At 72.8% G+C, this 14,839-nt stretch carries 17 protein-coding genes; 9 read left to right on the forward strand and 8 right to left on the reverse strand.

The genetic code is table 11. The features are described 5' to 3' along the window. Positions 1-136 precede the first annotated feature (136 nt). On the reverse strand, positions 137-997 hold the full coding sequence (gene folP / locus ACZ42X_RS05070) for a dihydropteroate synthase (protein ID WP_468284438.1): 861 nt from the start codon (positions 995-997) through the stop codon (positions 137-139). A 104-nt stretch (positions 998-1,101) separates the two neighbouring features. On the opposite strand from folP, the gene ACZ42X_RS05075 reads away from it, so the two are divergent. Next, positions 1,102-1,533 carry a hypothetical protein gene (locus ACZ42X_RS05075; RefSeq protein ID WP_468284440.1) on the forward strand — a complete coding sequence of 144 codons (432 nt, stop codon included), beginning with the start codon at positions 1,102-1,104 and terminating at the stop codon, positions 1,531-1,533. After that, positions 1,530-2,111 (forward strand): DNA-3-methyladenine glycosylase I, encoded by a 582-nt coding sequence (locus ACZ42X_RS05080; RefSeq protein ID WP_468284442.1) that lies wholly within the window; start codon positions 1,530-1,532, stop codon positions 2,109-2,111. Before ACZ42X_RS05075 ends, ACZ42X_RS05080 begins: the two co-directional genes overlap by 4 nt. An 11-nt stretch (positions 2,112-2,122) precedes the next feature. Here ACZ42X_RS05080 and chcB read toward each other — a convergent pair whose 3' ends face one another. Next, a complete protein-coding gene (gene chcB, locus ACZ42X_RS05085; RefSeq protein ID WP_468284444.1) occupies positions 2,123-2,911 on the reverse strand; it encodes a 2-cyclohexenylcarbonyl CoA isomerase in 789 nt (262 codons plus the stop codon). 309 nt (positions 2,912-3,220) lie between these two features. On the opposite strand from chcB, the gene ACZ42X_RS05090 reads away from it, so the two are divergent. Continuing rightward, a complete protein-coding gene (locus tag ACZ42X_RS05090; RefSeq protein ID WP_179198936.1) occupies positions 3,221-3,388 on the forward strand; it encodes a DUF3117 domain-containing protein in 168 nt (55 codons plus the stop codon). Between the two features lie 116 nt (positions 3,389-3,504). On the opposite strand, the gene ACZ42X_RS05095 is transcribed toward ACZ42X_RS05090, so the two are convergent. Next, positions 3,505-4,170 (reverse strand): O-methyltransferase, encoded by a 666-nt coding sequence (locus tag ACZ42X_RS05095; protein WP_361419610.1) that lies wholly within the window; start codon positions 4,168-4,170, stop codon positions 3,505-3,507. A gap of 136 nt (positions 4,171-4,306) precedes the next feature. Here ACZ42X_RS05095 and sigE point away from each other — a divergent pair, with 136 nt between their 5' ends. The 5 genes from sigE (at position 4,307) to ACZ42X_RS05120 (ending at position 8,999) form a co-directional block, all read left to right on the forward strand. Next, positions 4,307-5,077, forward strand: coding sequence for an RNA polymerase sigma factor SigE (gene sigE, locus ACZ42X_RS05100; protein ID WP_468284447.1), 771 nt, complete (start codon positions 4,307-4,309; stop codon positions 5,075-5,077). Further along, positions 5,074-5,955, forward strand: coding sequence for an anti-sigma factor family protein (locus ACZ42X_RS05105; RefSeq protein WP_468284449.1), 882 nt, complete (start codon positions 5,074-5,076; stop codon positions 5,953-5,955). The genes sigE and ACZ42X_RS05105 overlap by 4 nt, the downstream gene beginning before the upstream one ends. A gap of 106 nt (positions 5,956-6,061) precedes the next feature. Next, positions 6,062-7,636, forward strand: coding sequence for a S1C family serine protease (locus tag ACZ42X_RS05110; protein ID WP_468285583.1), 1,575 nt, complete (start codon positions 6,062-6,064; stop codon positions 7,634-7,636). Positions 7,637-7,829: 193 nt separating this feature from the next. After that, positions 7,830-8,258 carry a sec-independent translocase gene (locus ACZ42X_RS05115; RefSeq protein ID WP_361419602.1) on the forward strand — a complete coding sequence of 143 codons (429 nt, stop codon included), beginning with the start codon at positions 7,830-7,832 and terminating at the stop codon, positions 8,256-8,258. Between the two features lie 66 nt (positions 8,259-8,324). Beyond that, entirely contained in the window at positions 8,325-8,999 is a 675-nt protein-coding gene (locus ACZ42X_RS05120; RefSeq protein ID WP_468284452.1) for a hypothetical protein, read from the forward strand. 62 nt (positions 9,000-9,061) lie between these two features. Here ACZ42X_RS05120 and ACZ42X_RS05125 read toward each other — a convergent pair whose 3' ends face one another. Genes ACZ42X_RS05125 through ACZ42X_RS05135 form a run of 3 tightly spaced genes read right to left on the reverse strand, consistent with a single transcriptional unit; the run spans position 9,062 to position 12,092 of the window. Beyond that, on the reverse strand, positions 9,062-10,195 hold the full coding sequence (locus tag ACZ42X_RS05125) for an Mrp/NBP35 family ATP-binding protein (RefSeq protein WP_468284454.1): 1,134 nt from the start codon (positions 10,193-10,195) through the stop codon (positions 9,062-9,064). Between the two features lie 42 nt (positions 10,196-10,237). Further along, on the reverse strand, positions 10,238-10,783 hold the full coding sequence (locus ACZ42X_RS05130) for a DUF1003 domain-containing protein (protein WP_468285586.1): 546 nt from the start codon (positions 10,781-10,783) through the stop codon (positions 10,238-10,240). 34 nt (positions 10,784-10,817) lie between these two features. Beyond that, positions 10,818-12,092: a magnesium transporter MgtE N-terminal domain-containing protein gene (locus tag ACZ42X_RS05135; protein WP_468284456.1), complete on the reverse strand. Its 1,275-nt coding sequence runs from the start codon at positions 12,090-12,092 to the stop codon at positions 10,818-10,820. Positions 12,093-12,296: 204 nt separating this feature from the next. Here ACZ42X_RS05135 and ACZ42X_RS05140 point away from each other — a divergent pair, with 204 nt between their 5' ends. Continuing rightward, a complete protein-coding gene (locus ACZ42X_RS05140) occupies positions 12,297-13,082 on the forward strand; it encodes a hypothetical protein (protein ID WP_468284458.1) in 786 nt (261 codons plus the stop codon). Here ACZ42X_RS05140 and ACZ42X_RS05145 read toward each other — a convergent pair. Together ACZ42X_RS05145 and ACZ42X_RS05150 are read right to left on the reverse strand one after the other, a co-directional pair. Next, positions 13,079-13,606, reverse strand: coding sequence for a hypothetical protein (locus tag ACZ42X_RS05145; RefSeq protein ID WP_468284460.1), 528 nt, complete (start codon positions 13,604-13,606; stop codon positions 13,079-13,081). The two genes, ACZ42X_RS05140 and ACZ42X_RS05145, sit on opposite strands and share 4 nt — an antisense overlap. A 32-nt stretch (positions 13,607-13,638) precedes the next feature. Then, positions 13,639-14,766 (reverse strand): magnesium and cobalt transport protein CorA, encoded by a 1,128-nt coding sequence (locus tag ACZ42X_RS05150; RefSeq protein WP_468284462.1) that lies wholly within the window; start codon positions 14,764-14,766, stop codon positions 13,639-13,641. Between the last annotated feature and the right edge of the window lie 73 nt (positions 14,767-14,839).

Below are 14,839 nucleotides of genomic sequence, written 5' to 3' on the forward strand. Positions count from 1 at the left end.
GGGGGGCAAGAAGGGACCCCCACACGCCACCTACCCAGAGAAGCAAAGACAAAAACCCAAGAGGGTAGGGGGAGGCCAGCCCCCCCCCCCCCCCCTCCCACCCCCCCCCCCCCCCCCCCCCCCCCCCCCCCCACGCCTACGCCAGTCCCCGGCGGGCGACGGCCGGCGGCCGGTGGCCCGCGATGGAGGCCACCATGTCGAGGACCTGCCTCGTCTCGGCGACCTCGTGGACGCGGTAGACCTGCGCGCCGAGCCAGGCCGAGACCGCCGTCGTGGCCAGCGTGCCGAGGACGCGCTCCTTGACCGGCCGGTCGAGCGTCTCGCCGACGAAGTCCTTGTTGGAGAGGGAGACCAGGACCGGCCAGCCCGTCTCCACCATCTCCGGCAGGCGGCGCGTCGCCTCCAGGCTGTGCCGGGTGTTCTTCCCGAAGTCGTGGCCCGGGTCGATGAGGATCCCGTCGCGCCGCACCCCGAGCGCGGCGGCGCGCTCCGCGAGACCCACGGTGACGCGCAGGATGTCCGCCATCACGTCGTCGTACGTGGTGCGGTGCGGCCGCGTGCGCGGCTCCGCGCCGCCCGCGTGCGTGCACACCAGGCCCGCGCCGTACCGCGCCGCGACCTCCGCGAGCTTCGGGTCCACGCCGCCCCACGCGTCGTTCAGCAGGTCCGCGCCCGCCTCGCAGACCGCCTCGCCGACCTCGTGCCGCCAGGTGTCGACGCTGATCACGACGTCCGGATGCCGGCGCCGCACCTCGGCGACGAAACCGACCGTGCGGCGCGCCTCCTCCGCGGCGGAGACCTCCTCGCCGGGGCCGGCCTTGACGCCGCCGATGTCGATGATGGCGGCACCCTCCGCCACCGCCTGCTCGACGCGGGCGAGCGCGGGCTCGTCGCGGAACGTGGCGCCCTGGTCGTAGAACGAATCCGGGGTCCGGTTCACGATCGCCATGATCACCGGCTCGCGCGCGCCGAATTCACGCCGTCCCAAGCGCAGCATCCCGTACGTCCTCCTCGCGTTACGTCGACTGCGACCTTAGCTGTCGGTGGCGCATGGCACGATCGGGAGCAGACGGTTCGGCTCTTACCGGGAGAGGCACGCCTGTGTTCTGGTTCTTGATGATCGCGATGGTCGTGGTGATCGCCGCGGTCACCCTCGCGGTGGTCGGCGGCGGTGAGAGCGAGGTCCTTCCCGAGGCGGCGCCCGAGCAGCTGGTGGACCCGCTGCCGCTGACCCGCCCGGTGGGCCGCGCCGACGTCGACGCCCTGCGGCTGCCGGTCGCGCCGCGGGGATACCGGATGGCGGACGTCGACGACGTGCTGAGCCGGCTCGGCGCGGAGCTCGCCGAGCGGGACGCGCGGATCGCCGAGCTGGAGGCGGCGCTCGCCGGGGCGCAGGCCACCGCGGTCGGCGGGCCGGACCTCTTCGACAAGAGGCCCGCCCGCCCGGAGACCCGTCCGGAGATGCGCCCGGAGGCCCGTCCGGAGGCCCGTCCGGAGACCCGCTCCGGGGACGACGAGGAGCCGGGCCGGTGACCGGCGGAGTCGTACCCGGCCCGGACGGGAAGCCTCGCTGCCCCTGGGGCGTCTCCGCGACCGAATACGTGCCGTACCACGACGAGGAGTGGGGGCGGCCGGTCCACGGCGACGACGCCCTCTTCGAACGGCTCTGCCTGGAAGCCTTCCAGTCGGGCCTGTCCTGGATCACGATCCTGCGCCGCCGCGAGGGCTTCCGCCGCGCCTTCGCCGACTTCCGGATCGAGGCCGTGGCCGAGTTCACCGACGCCGACCGGGAGCGGCTGCTCGGCGACGAGGGCATCATCCGCAACCGCGCCAAGATCGACGCCTGCCTCGCCAACGCGCGCGTGCTGGCGGGCTGGGCCCCCGGCGAGCTCGACGCCCTCGTCTGGGGCCACGCCCCCGACCGCGCCGGAAGGCCGGCGCCCCGCACGATCGCGGAGGTGCCGGCGGTGACGGAGGAGTCGACCGCGCTGTCGAAGGACCTGAAGAAGCGCGGGCTGCGCTTCATCGGCCCCACGACGGCGTACGCCCTGATGCAGGCGTGCGGACTGGTCGACGACCACCTGGCGGAGTGCGTGGCCCGCCGGGACTGAAGCGTGTCCGCCTAGCGGCCGAGGTACTTCGGCTGCTCCTTCGCGAGGAAGGCCTGGACCGCGATGGTGTGGTCCTCCGACGCGCCCGCCTTCGTCTGGAGCTCGTCCTCCTTCTCCAGCGCCTCCTCCAGCGTCCGGGACGCGCCGTACGCCAGGGACTCCTTCAGCGCGGCGTACGCGAGCGTCGGGCCCGAGGCGAGGGTCCGGGCGACCGAGGCGGCCTCGGCGGGCAGGTCCGCCGCCGGGACCAGCCGGTTCGCGATGCCCAGGTCGTACGCCTCCTGCGCCTTGATCGACCGCGGGAAGAGCAGCAGGTCGGCGGCGCGGCCCGGGCCCACCACGCGGGGCAGCGTCCAGGAGACGCCCGAGTCGGCGGCCAGCGCCACGCCGGCGAAGGAGGTGTTGAAGGACGCGGTGTCGGCCACGACGCGGTAGTCGGCGGCGAGCGCGAAGCCGAAACCGGCTCCGGCGGCGACCCCGTTCACCCCCGCCACCACCGGCTTCTCCATTCCGGTGATCGCCCGGACGATGGGGTTGTAGTGCTCCCGCACCGTGCTCATGGTCCGGCCGGAGCCGTCGCCCAGGAGCGCGATGTGCTCCTTGAGGTCCTGGCCGACACAGAAGGCGCGGCCCGTCGCGGTCAGCAGCACGGCCCGTACCGCCGGGTCGTCGCCGGCGGCGTGCAGCGCGTCCCGCAGGGCCACCTTGGCGTCGATGTTCAGCGCGTTCATGGCGTCCGGCCGGTTGAGCGTGATCGTCGCGAGCCCCTCGCTCACCTCGTACAGCACGGTGTCGGCCATGGCGGATCCCCTCAGTCGATGACGACGATGTCCGCTCAGCATGGCGGAGATCTCCGCCCCCCTCCATGTGACCTGCGTCAAAGAAACTCCGGTGACGCGGCCGTACGCAGCGGCGAAGTATCGCAGGCGGATCGCCGAATTATGCGGTTTTGCGAAAGCGCGTTGCGGAAGCGATGCGGTCCGATGTTGGTCATCGGGTCCCGCCATGCGGGATAATGACCTGGAAGCAATGTGTTCGATGCCGGTGATGCGTGCCCATGCCAGAGGGCCGTCGGCGACGATGAGCTGGTTTCAGGAAGGGGAACGAGCATGGCGGCCATGAAGCCGCGAACGGGTGACGGCCCGCTCGAGGTGACCAAGGAGGGGCGGGGCATCGTCATGCGCGTTCCGCTCGAAGGCGGCGGTCGGCTTGTCGTCGAGCTGACTCCGGACGAGGCGAAGGCACTCGGCGAGGCGCTGGAGAAGGTCACGGCCTGACACTGCCCACAGTTTTTCCGACGGTCCCGGCGTGAAGGTACGCGCCGGGGCCGTCGTGTTCCCGCACGGTCGGCTTCTCGCGCGGTCGGCTTCTCGCCCGACCGGCCGGACACGTCCTAGCCGCGCCGTACCGCGCAGAGCAGGCCGTCGCCCACCGGGAGCAGCGACGGCAGCAGCTCCTGGCTCTCCCGTACGGCGCGCAGCAGCTCCCGCAGGCGCTGCACCTCGGCCGGCTGGGCCGCCGAGTCGACCGTGCGGCCGTCCGCGAAGACGCCCTCGAAGCAGACGAGCCCGCCGGGCCGCAGCAGGCGCAACGATTCAGCGAGGTAGTCGAGGCACTCCGTGCGGTCGCCGTCGCAGAAGACCAGGTCATAGCCGCCGTCCGCGAGCCGGGGCAGGACGTCAAGGGCCCGTCCGGGGATGAACCGGGCGCGGTTGCCCGCGAAGCCGGCCGCCCGGAAGGCCTGCTTGGCGAACTGCTGCCGCTCCGGCTCCGGGTCCACCGTGGTCAGGACGCCGTCCGGGCGCATGCCGTGCAGGAGGTAGATCCCGGACACCCCGGTCCCGGTCCCGATCTCGGCCACCGCCTTGGCGTCCGCGGTGGCCGCCAGCAAACGCAGCGCGGCGCCGGTGCCTGGCGACACCGAGGGCAGCCCTGCCTCCCGGGCCCGGTCACGGGCCCAGCGCAGTGCTTCGTCCTCGGCGACAAAGGCGTCGGCGAACGCCCAGCTCGTCTGCCGGTTGGCGGTAATGACCCTCTCCTGTCCCCGTAGTTGGCGCAACGGTGACTGTATCCGCTCGGGGCCGGGAACCCGCAGATGGGACCGGGCGTTAAGGAGGGGCAGAGGGACCAAGACACGGGAGACGGTCCCAAGTTCACGTAAAGATTCTTATCCGGAGCTAACGGGCGAGGTGGCTATGGTAGGGGCTCCGCTGGACACCACCAGAGCCGACAGGGGAGGTGCGGCTGCGCCTGTGGATCGGGGAGGAGTGCCGCTGCTGCGGCGCTTTCTCAGGTCGGCGGGTGAGCCGAAATCCGTGACCTACACCGCTGACCGTTCCCACGCCGTCGACGACTCCGCACCCACCACCGCGACCTTCGCCTCGGATGCGGAATCGCAGGCGTGGGCTCCGCCCTCGTGGGAGGAGATCGTCAGCACGCACAGCGGCCGCGTCTACCGCCTCGCGTACCGCCTGACCGGCAACCAGCACGACGCGGAGGACCTCACCCAGGAGGTCTTCGTCCGCGTCTTCCGCTCCCTGTCGACGTACACGCCGGGGACGTTCGAGGGCTGGCTGCACCGCATCACCACCAACCTCTTCCTGGACATGGTCCGCCGCAAGCAGCGCATCCGGTTCGACGCGCTCGGCGACGACGCGGCGGAGCGGCTGCCCAGCCGTGAGCCGTCCCCGCAGCAGGCCTTCCACGACACGCACTTCGACGCCGACGTGCAGCAGGCGCTCGACACGCTCGCGCCCGAGTTCCGCGCCGCGGTCGTGCTCTGCGACATCGAGGGGCTGTCGTACGAGGAGATCGCCGCGACCCTCGGGGTGAAGCTCGGCACCGTCCGCAGCCGTATCCACCGCGGCCGCTCCCACCTGCGCAAGGCCCTCAAGCACCGGTCGCCCGAGGCCCGCGCCGAGGGGCGCGCGTTCGCGGCCGTGGGCGGGGAGGGCGGACCCGCGTGAGTGGCACACGTCCGACCCCCGCGGAGCAGCATCTGGGGGACCGGCTCGCCGCGCTGGTGGACGGCGAGCTCGGCCATGACGCCCGCGAGCGGGTTCTCGCGCACCTGGCCACCTGCGCCCGGTGCAAGGCCGAGGCCGACGCCCAGCGCCGGGTGAAGAGCGTCTTCGCCCAGGCCGCCCCGCCGCCGCCCTCCGAAGGGCTGCTCGCACGCCTCCAGGGGTTGCCCGGGGGCCCTGTCGGCCGCGATGACGACGACGAACGACGCTCCGGCGGCGGCCCGGGCGGACCGGGCGGGCGCAGACCCTTCGCCGACGGAGTCTTCGAGGTGACCCACGACGGCTTCGCGCTGCCCGGCGGGCCCGGCTCCGGCTTCCGTATCCACGAGGTCCACGACGTGGCACGCCCGGCCGCGGACCGCTCGCCGTGGCGCGGACGCCGGTTCGCGTTCGCCGCCGCGAGCGCCGTGTCGTTCGCGGCGATCGCCCTGGGCGGCGCGCTGCCCACGGCCGCCACGCTCGACGCCCGGGGCGAGGGCGGCAACAACGTCACCCCGCTGCGTACACCCGGCCAGACGGCGAACGCCACCACCAACTCCGCGAGCGACCGCCGCCGCGGCAGCCTCCCCGGCAACGGCAACGGCAACGGCAGTGGCGCCGCCCACGGGGCCATCACGCCCGCCCCGGTCGTACGGGCGCAGTCACGGCAGTCGGGGGCCCCTCCCTTTCTCCCGGCGACCCTTCCGCCGACCGCGCTGACCGGGGTCGCCCCTCCGGCGCCGCTGGCCCCGCTGCTCCACCTCGCCAACGCCCCGGGGCTGGGCCCGGTCGCCACGGCGACACCGTCGTCGGGCGTTCTGCCACTGATCGTCCGACGCTGACCGGGAGCCCTGCGCGGGACCACCGGACCTGGTTGAATCCATGCCGCAGGGCGCCTCCAGCTCGCTGGGGCGCGGGACGGGACAGCAGCGCCGCAGCGGGGAGCACATGAACGACGGGAAGCCCACCGGTCCGAAGCCGAAATGGTGGAGCCGTCCGGCTCGCCCCGCCCCGGCGTCCCCGCCGGCGCCCGACCACCAGCCCGTGCCGGCCCCGGAGCCCGTACCGGTCCCGGAGCCCGTACCGGTCGTACCGGGCGCCGAGCCCGTACAGGCCGTACAGCCCGCGGAGCCCGCACCGGCCGCGCGGCCGCAGCCGCTGCACGAGCCCGACGAGTACCGCACGCCGCCGTACGGGGAGCCCGGGCCCTGGGCGCCCGCGCCGCCCGTGCAGCGGCCGGTGGCGACCCCGCCGCACGGCACACCGGTGCCCCCGGCGCCGCAGGCAGCCGCCGTACCTCCCGCGTACGGAACTCCGGGAGCGCCCTCGCAGTGGCTGCAGTACGACCCCTGGAGCAGCCCCGGCGGCCGTCCGCAGCCGCTCACGCACGCCGGTGAGCCGCCCGCCCGCAAGGCCCGGCGGCGCGGGCTCGCCTTCACCGGCGCGCTGCTGCTCGCACTGGTCAGCGGCGTACTCGGCGGCGGCGTCGGCGCGTACATCGAGCGCCACGGCGGGCTCACCACCGTCGAGCTGCCGCAGGCCGGCCCCGAGGGCGCCGACCGGGCCCCGGACAGCGTCGCCGGGATCGCCGCCAGCGCCCTGCCCAGCGTCGTCACGATCCACGTGAGCGGCGGCGGCGAACAGGGCACCGGCACCGGCTTCGTCCTCGACGAGCGCGGCCACATCCTCACCAACCACCACGTCGTCGACCCCGCCGGCACCTCGGGCGACATCACCGTGACGTTCAGCGGCGGCGAGACGGCCTCCGCCAAGCTCATCGGCAAGGACAGCGGCTACGACCTCGCGGTCGTCCAGGTCACCGGCGTCTCGAACCTCAAGCCGCTGCCCCTGGGCAACTCCGACAACGTCCGCGTCGGCGACCCGGTCGTCGCCATCGGCGCGCCCTTCGACCTCCAGAACACCGTGACCTCCGGCATCATCAGCGCCAAGGAGCGGCCCATCACGGCGGGCGGCGAGAAGGGCGACGGCAGCGACGTCAGCTATGTCGACGCGCTCCAGACCGACGCGCCGATAAACCCCGGCAACTCCGGCGGCCCGCTCGTCGACTCCAAGGCCCGGGCCATCGGCATCAACAGCGCCATCCGCGCCGCCGACAACGGCGCGGGTCTCGACGGCGGCCAGGGGGGCTCGATAGGGCTCGGCTTCGCCATCCCCATCAACCAGGGCAAGCGCGTCGCCGAGGAGCTGATCAACACCGGCAAGGCCACGCACCCGGTCATCGGCGTCAGCCTCGACATGAAGTTCGGCGGCGACGGCGCCCGGGTCGGCGAGAAGGCCCAGGACGGCAGCCCGTCCGTCGTCCCCGGCGGACCCGCGGCGCAGGCCGGCGTCCGCCCCGGCGACGTCATCACCAAGGTGGACGGCCAGCGGGTGCACAGCGGCGAGGAGCTCATCGTGAAGATCCGCGCCCACCGCCCCGGCGACCGGCTCCGGCTGACGCTGGAGCGCGGCGGCAAGGAGCAGACGAAGACGCTCACCCTCGGCTCGTCCTCCGACGACTGAGGCGATGACCGAGGCCATGACGGAGGCGGTGGCTGCCGCGATGACCGAGGCGGTGGCTGCCGCCGGTGGTGGAACGGCAACCTGACGGTAACCACCAGGTACCGTCCCGGCAGCCCGGCCAGGTACCGTGGAGCGGGCCCCGGGCCCTCGGTACCGACCCCTGTGGAACCGGACCCTGTGAAGGAGCGGCAAGGTGTTCAACGACATAGGCGGATTCGAGCTCGTGGCGCTCGTGGTCCTTGCCGTGCTCATCTTCGGGCCGGAGAAGCTGCCGAAGGTCATCCAGGACGCCGCCCGCTTCATCCGGAAGATCCGCTCGTTCTCGGAGAACGCCAAGCAGGACATCCGCAGCGAGCTCGGCCCCGAGTTCAAGGACTTCGACTTCGAGGACCTCAACCCCAAGACGTTCATCCGCAAGCAGCTCACGGAGAACGAGGACCTCAAGGAGATCCGCAGCAGCTTCGATCTCAAGAAGGAGATCACCGAGGTGGCGGACGCGGTCAACGACCGCGGCGACTCCTCCGTCCCCGCGACCGTCAACGGAGGCGGCCCGGACCTGCTGAAGAAGCGCGACACCCCTGAGCCGGGCGAGCGTCCCCCGTTCGACGCCGACGCCACCTGAGCCCTTCCGCGGCGCTCGGTGGCTAAGCTCTCCCTCTGTCCACGTATCGAGGAGGCGGCCGGACAGATGGAGACGACAAGTCGGGTGGGCGCGCAGAGCGCCGCACCCAGCGCCAGATCCGCGTCCGACGGGGTGCCGGGCGCCCGTCGCACGGTGGACGGCTATCTGCGGGCGCCCTTCCCCTGGTACGGCCTCGACGAGGCGTTCACCGGCCCGCGCTGGCTGATGCAGGTCGGGGTCTCGGCGGACGGCACCGTCCAGCACGGCTCGACCGGCCACGGCGACGAGCCGTCGATAAGGCCCGAGGCGATCGGCGCCCCCGCCGACCGGGAGCGCTTCGCCGTGGTCGTCACGGTCGCCGCCAACCCCGTACGGCGCAGCGGCGACGGCACGGGCGTGCTCGACGCCACGAGCGTCTCCTCCGCCGCCTGGCTGGCCGGCTCCGGGCTCCTCGCGTACACGTGGCCGCCCCAGCTGGACCACACGCTGCGCGACAACTGGCTCGACCAGCAGACGGAGACCGCCTTCGAGCTCGCCGACGACCTGACGGGCCAGCCCTGGACGTCGCTGTCGCTGCCCGTCGACGGCGTGCCGGTGCCGTTCCACTACCGCGAGTCCGAGTTCGGCTGGGTGCTGGCGGGCACGACACGGGCCGGGGTCCACCTGGGCGCGTACGGCCGCGGGATGAGCGCCTACGGCCTGGGCTTCGCGGTGATCCGGGACATCACGGCGTACGCGTAGCGACGGCGCCGGGCACGTGAGAGGGGGCGGCCCGCAGGCCGCCCCCTCTCACGTGTACGCGATCAGAACTTGTTGCGCGGGGTGATCCCCAGCGACATGCCCGACAGGCCGCGCTGGCGGCCGCCCAGCTTGCCCGCGATGGCGCGCAGCGCCGCGCCGGCCGGCGAGTCGGGGTCGGACAGCACGACGGGCTTGCCCTCGTCGCCGCCCTCGCGCAGCCGTACGTCGATCGGGATCTGGCCCAGGACCGACACCGTGGCGCCGGTGGTCTTCGTCAGGCCGTCGGCGACCTTCTGACCGCCGCCCGTGCCGAAGACGTCGACCATCTCGTCGCAGTGCGGGCACGGCAGGCCCGACATGTTCTCGACGACGCCCACGATCTTCTGGTGGGTCTGTACGGCGATGGAGCCGGCCCGCTCGGCCACCTCGGCCGCCGCCTGCTGCGGGGTGGTGACGACGAGGATCTCGGCGTTCGGCACGAGCTGCGCGACGGAGATCGCGATGTCGCCGGTGCCCGGCGGCAGGTCGAGCAGGAGCACGTCCAGGTCGCCCCAGTACACGTCGGCGAGGAACTGCTGGAGCGCGCGGTGCAGCATCGGGCCGCGCCACACCACCGGGGTGTTGCCCGGGGTGAACATGCCGATGGAGATGACCTTCACCCCGTTGGCCGACGGCGGCATGATCATGTTCTCGACCTGGGTCGGGCTGCCGTCCGCGCCGAGCATGCGCGGCACGCTGTGCCCGTAGATGTCGGCGTCCACGACGCCGACCTTCAGCCCGTCGGCGGCCATCGCCGCAGCCAGGTTCACGGTCACGGAGGACTTGCCGACGCCGCCCTTGCCAGAGGCCACGGCGTACACGCGGGTCAGCGAGCCGGGCTTGGCGAACGGCACCTCGCGCTCGGCGGTGGTGCCGCGCAGCGCGGCGGCCAGCTCCTTGCGCTGCGCGTCGCTCATCACGTCCAGCGTGACGTCGACGCCGGTGACGCCCTCGACGCGGGAGACGGCCTCGGTCACGCGGGAGATGATCGTCTCCCGCATCGGGCAGCCGGAGACCGTGAGATAGACGGTGACGGCGACCGCACCGTCCGCACCGATCTCCACTGACTTGACCATGCCGAGTTCAGTGATCGGTCGGTTGATCTCGGGGTCGTTCACCGTCGCCAGTGCCTCGCGCACCGCGTCTTCCGTAACCATATGGAGATGGTACGGCGCTGGCCCCGGCCTCCGGTAAGCCCGTCAGCGGTCGCCTTCGTCACTTCCGCGCGCCGCCGCCTCCCGCCGCTCGTCGAGCTCCCGTACGAGGTCCTCCAGCTCGGAGCGGATCCAGTCGCGGGTGGCGACCTCCCCGAGGCCCATGCGCAGGGCGGCGATCTCCCTGGTCAGGTACTCGGTGTCGGCGATCGAGCGCTCGTTCTGCTTGCGGTCCTGCTCGTGGGTGACCCGGTCCCGGTCGGCCTGCCGGTTCTGCGCCAGCAGGATCAGCGGGGCCGCGTAGGAGGCCTGGAGGGACAGGGCGAGGGTCAGGAAGATGAAGGGGTACTCGTCCCAGCGCAGGTGGCCGGGCGCTGAGATGTTCCACAGCACCCAGACGATGATGACCACCGTCATCCAGACCAGGAACCGCCCGGTGCCGATGAAGCGGGCGATCCGCTCCGAGAGCCGCCCGAAGGCCTCGGGATCGTACGCCGGCAGCAGCTTGGGCCGCCGGATGCGCGGCTGATCCAGCCGGATGCGCGGCACGGGCGGCTCGCCCACCCGCTCCATGCGCTCCACCCGGTCCATGCGGTCCGCGCGCTCCGTCCGGTCGTGCCTGCGCTCAGCCGCCATGCGGCACCCCGCCCTCGGGGTCGAACTCCGCCTCGCGCCAGTCCTCGGGCAGCAGGTGGTCCAGTACGTCGTCGACGGTGACGGCCCCGAGCAGCGACCCCCCGTCGTCCACGACGGGGGCGGCGACCAGGTTGTACGTGGCGAGGTGGCTGGTCACGACGGGGAGCGGGGTGCCGGGGGAGAGCGGCTCCAGGTCGGTGTCGATGATCGCCGACACCAGCGTGAACGGCGGGTCGCGCAGCAGCCGCTGGAAGTGCACCGTCCCCAGGTACTTCCCGGTCGGCGTCTCGTCGGGCGGCCGGCAGACGTACACCTGCGCCGCCAGCGCGGGGGAGAGGTCCCGCTGGCGTACGCGCGCGAGGGCGTCGGCGACCGTCGCGTCCGGGCGCAGCACGATCGGCTCGGTGGTCATCAGCCCGCCCGCCGTCCGCTCCTCGTACGCCATCAGGCGGCGTACGTCGGCGGCGTCGTCCGGCCGCATCAGGGTGAGCAGCCGCTCCTTGTCGGCCTCGGGCAGCTCGGACAGCAGGTCGGCCGCGTCGTCCGGGTCCATCGCCTCCAGGACGTCCGCGGCCCGCTCCTCCTTCAGCTTGCCGAGGATCTCGATCTGGTCGTCCTCGGGCAGCTCCTCCAGGACGTCCGCGAGCCGGTCGTCGTGGAGGGCGGCGGCGACCTCGGCGCGGCGCTTGGGCGACAGGTGGTGCAGGACGTTGGCGAGGTCGGCCGCGCGCATCCGCTCGAAGGTGGCGAGCAGGCTCTCCGCGCCCTGGCCCTCCTCCTCCAGCGAGAAGCCCGTCACCGCCGACCAGTCGACGGTCAGCGTCTCCCCCTTGCGGCGCAGCGCCCCGCCGCCGCCCCGCCGGACGAAGACCTTGTCTATCTCCCAGTCGCGGCGGGCCGGGAGCTGCTGGATGGACACGTCGAGGACGGTCACCTCGGAGCCGTCCTCGACGAGCCGGACGCGGCGGTCGAGCAGCTCGCCCAGGACCAGGCGCTCGGTGGGGCGCTGCTCGAAGCGCCGGACGTTGAGCACGCCCGTGGTGATGACCTGGCCGGACTCCACGCCGGTGATCCGGGTCATGGGCAGGAAGATCCGGCGCCGGCCGATCACCTCGACGACCAGGCCGAGGAGCCGGGGCGGGCGGCGGCCGACGCGCAGCATCGCGACGAGGTCGCGGACGCGGCCCACCTGGTCCCCGTTGGGGTCGAAGACGGGGACGTCGGCGAGGTGGGAGACGAAGACCCGGGCGGTGCCTGACGCCATGCCGTACACCTCCTCGCCCGCCACCGTCCCACCGGGTGGCCGGAAATCGACACCGATGAGTGCTTTACGACGATTCAGGCTAGCCCGTCCCGATGCGGGTCGCCCAGGCAGGGCGTCCGTCCGGCTCTCTGCCGGACCCCGCGGAAGGCCCCGGTACGCTGCGGTCTCACAACCCCCCACCAGCAGACGAGAGGCAGTGCGCAGGTGACCGCTCTCCCCCCGGCTTCGCGTGCCCGCCGGGCAGTCCGGGCATCCCTCCCCGTCGCACTCTGCGCCGGACTGACCGCGATGCTCACCGCGTGCGGTGGCGAGGAGGACCCGGACGCGGGAACCAACGGGCTGGGCAAGCTGTCCGCCTCGGAGATCGAGACCAAGGCCCAGGGCGCGGCGGACACCGCCAAGGCGGTCCGGCTGTCGGGGACGCTGGTCAGCAAGGGCGGCACGTACAAGCTCGACATGCGGCTGAAGGCCACCGGCGCGCTCGGCTCCGTCTCCTCCCGTACGAGCACCTTCGAGCTGCTGCGGGTCGGCGACGCGCTCTTCCTGAAGGCGGACGCGGCCTTCTGGACGCACGCGGAGAGCGAGTCGGACGAGAAGGGGCCCGACGAGTCCGACACGGAGGCGGCGGACAAGCTCGACGACAAGTACGTCAAGGTCCCGCAGGACGACCCCTCGTACAAGCAGCTGCGCGGCTTCACCGAGATGAACGTCCTGCTGGACGGCCTGCTGGAGCTGCACGGCGAGGTGGTCAAGGGCGACCGCGCCAAGATCGGCGGCATCCGCACGATCAAGGTCTCGGGCGGGCAGGCGGGCGAGGGCGGCACGCTGGACGTGTCCCTGGAGGGCACCCCGTACCCCCTGCAGTTCGCCCGCGGCGGCGGCGGGGGCGTGGTGGCCCTCTCCGACTGGAACGAGGACTTCCCGCTCGAGGAGCCCGCCAAGGACGAGACCCTCGACTACGGCCGCCAGCTGCCCCGCACCAGCGACTAGCCCTTCTTCGCCTGCTTGCGCCGCTTCAGCAGCAGCCGCGGCAGCGCCGCCGGGATCGGGTGGCGGGTGGTGGCCGGGCTGGGCAGCGGCACCGCCGACAGGGAGCCGTCGGGGTGGGCCGTCGTCGCCTCGCGGGGCGTGAGCCGCAGCAGGCGGCACTCGCGGGCCCAGCGGTCGGTCATCGTCTCGGCGTCGGGGGCGTTCAGCCGCTTGCCCTTGAGCTCGTCGACGGCCGCCCGCCACTCCTCCGAACCGGGCGCCGGCTCGGTGACCGCGGCGGTCCAGGCGACGACCCGGCCGCCCTTGTCCTTGCTGCGCACGATGACCTCGGCGGCGGAGCCGTCGGCCAGACCCGGGGGCAGCGGCTGCTCGCCGGGGCCGTCGCCGATGACGTACGCGGCGCCGTCGTGCCACACGTGCCACAGGGCGCGCGCCGGGCCGCCCTCGCCGCGTACCCAGATCAGGCCGGACTTCTTGGTGGCCTCCTCGACGAGGGCGGGGCCGAGCAGCGCGTCGTGTGTCATGCCCCGCAGCTTAGAAGAAGCCGCGGCGGCCGCTACAGCCAGCCGTTGCGCTTGAGGGTGCGGTGGATGACGAAACAGATGACCGAGATGCCGGCCAGCACCAGCGGGTAGCCGTACTTCCAGCGCAGCTCCGGCATGTAGTCGAAGTTCATGCCGTACACGCCGCACACCGCCGTCGGGACGGCGATGATCGCCGCCCAGGAGGTGATCTTGCGCATGTCCTCGTTCTGCGCGACGGTGGCCTGCGCGAGGTTCGCCTGGAGGATGGAGTTCAGCAGCTCGTCGTAGGAGACGACCTGCTCCTGCACCCGGGCGAGGTGGTCGGCGACGTCCCGGAAGTACTTCTGGATGTCCGGGTCCACCAGCCGCATCGGCCGCTCGCTCAGCAGCTGCATCGGGCGCAGCAGCGGCGACACCGCCCGCTTGAACTCCAGCACCTCACGCTTGAGCTGGTAGATCCGCCCGGTGTCGGCGCCGCGCGTCGAGCCCTTCGTCGGCGGCGAGAACACGTCGATCTCGATCTGGTCGATGTCGATCTGGACGGCGTCGGCGACCGCGATGTAGCCGTCCACCACGTGGTCGGCGATGGCGTGCAGCACCGCCGACGGGCCCTTCCCCAGCAGCTCGGGCTCGCCCTCCATCCGGTGGCGCAGGTTGCGCAGGGAGCCCTGCCCGCCGTGCCGGACGGTGATCACGAAGTCCCGGCCGGTGAAGCACATCACCTCGCCGGTCTCGACGACCTCGCTGGTGGCGGTGAGCTCGGCGTGCTCCACGTAGTGGATGGTCTTGAAGACGGTGAACAGCGTGTCGTCGTACCGCTCCAGCTTGGGCCGCTGGTGGGCGTGGACCGCGTCCTCCACGGCGAGCGGGTGCAGCCCGAACTCGGCGGCGATGCCCGCGAATTCGGCTTCCGTCGGCTCGTGCAGCCCGATCCAGGCGAACCCGCCGCCCTCGCGCACCTGCCGCATCGCCTCGCGCGGCGTCAGGCACGCCTCCTCCTTCAGGCGGCGGCCGTCGCGGTAGACGGCGCAGTCGACGACGGCGCTCGACGCCGACGGGTCGCGGGTGGCGTCGTACGAGTTGTACGCGTTGTACGGGGCTCCGGTGCGCTTGCGCAGGGACGGGCGTACCGCTGCGCGCAGGTCACGGATCATCGACATGGCTGGCTCCTTCACGGAGAGGCCGTCGGCGCGGCGCGGGACAAGGCCGGCGCAGCCCGGAATGAGGACGTGG

This window comes from Streptomyces sp. NPDC030862 (assembly GCF_055571835.1).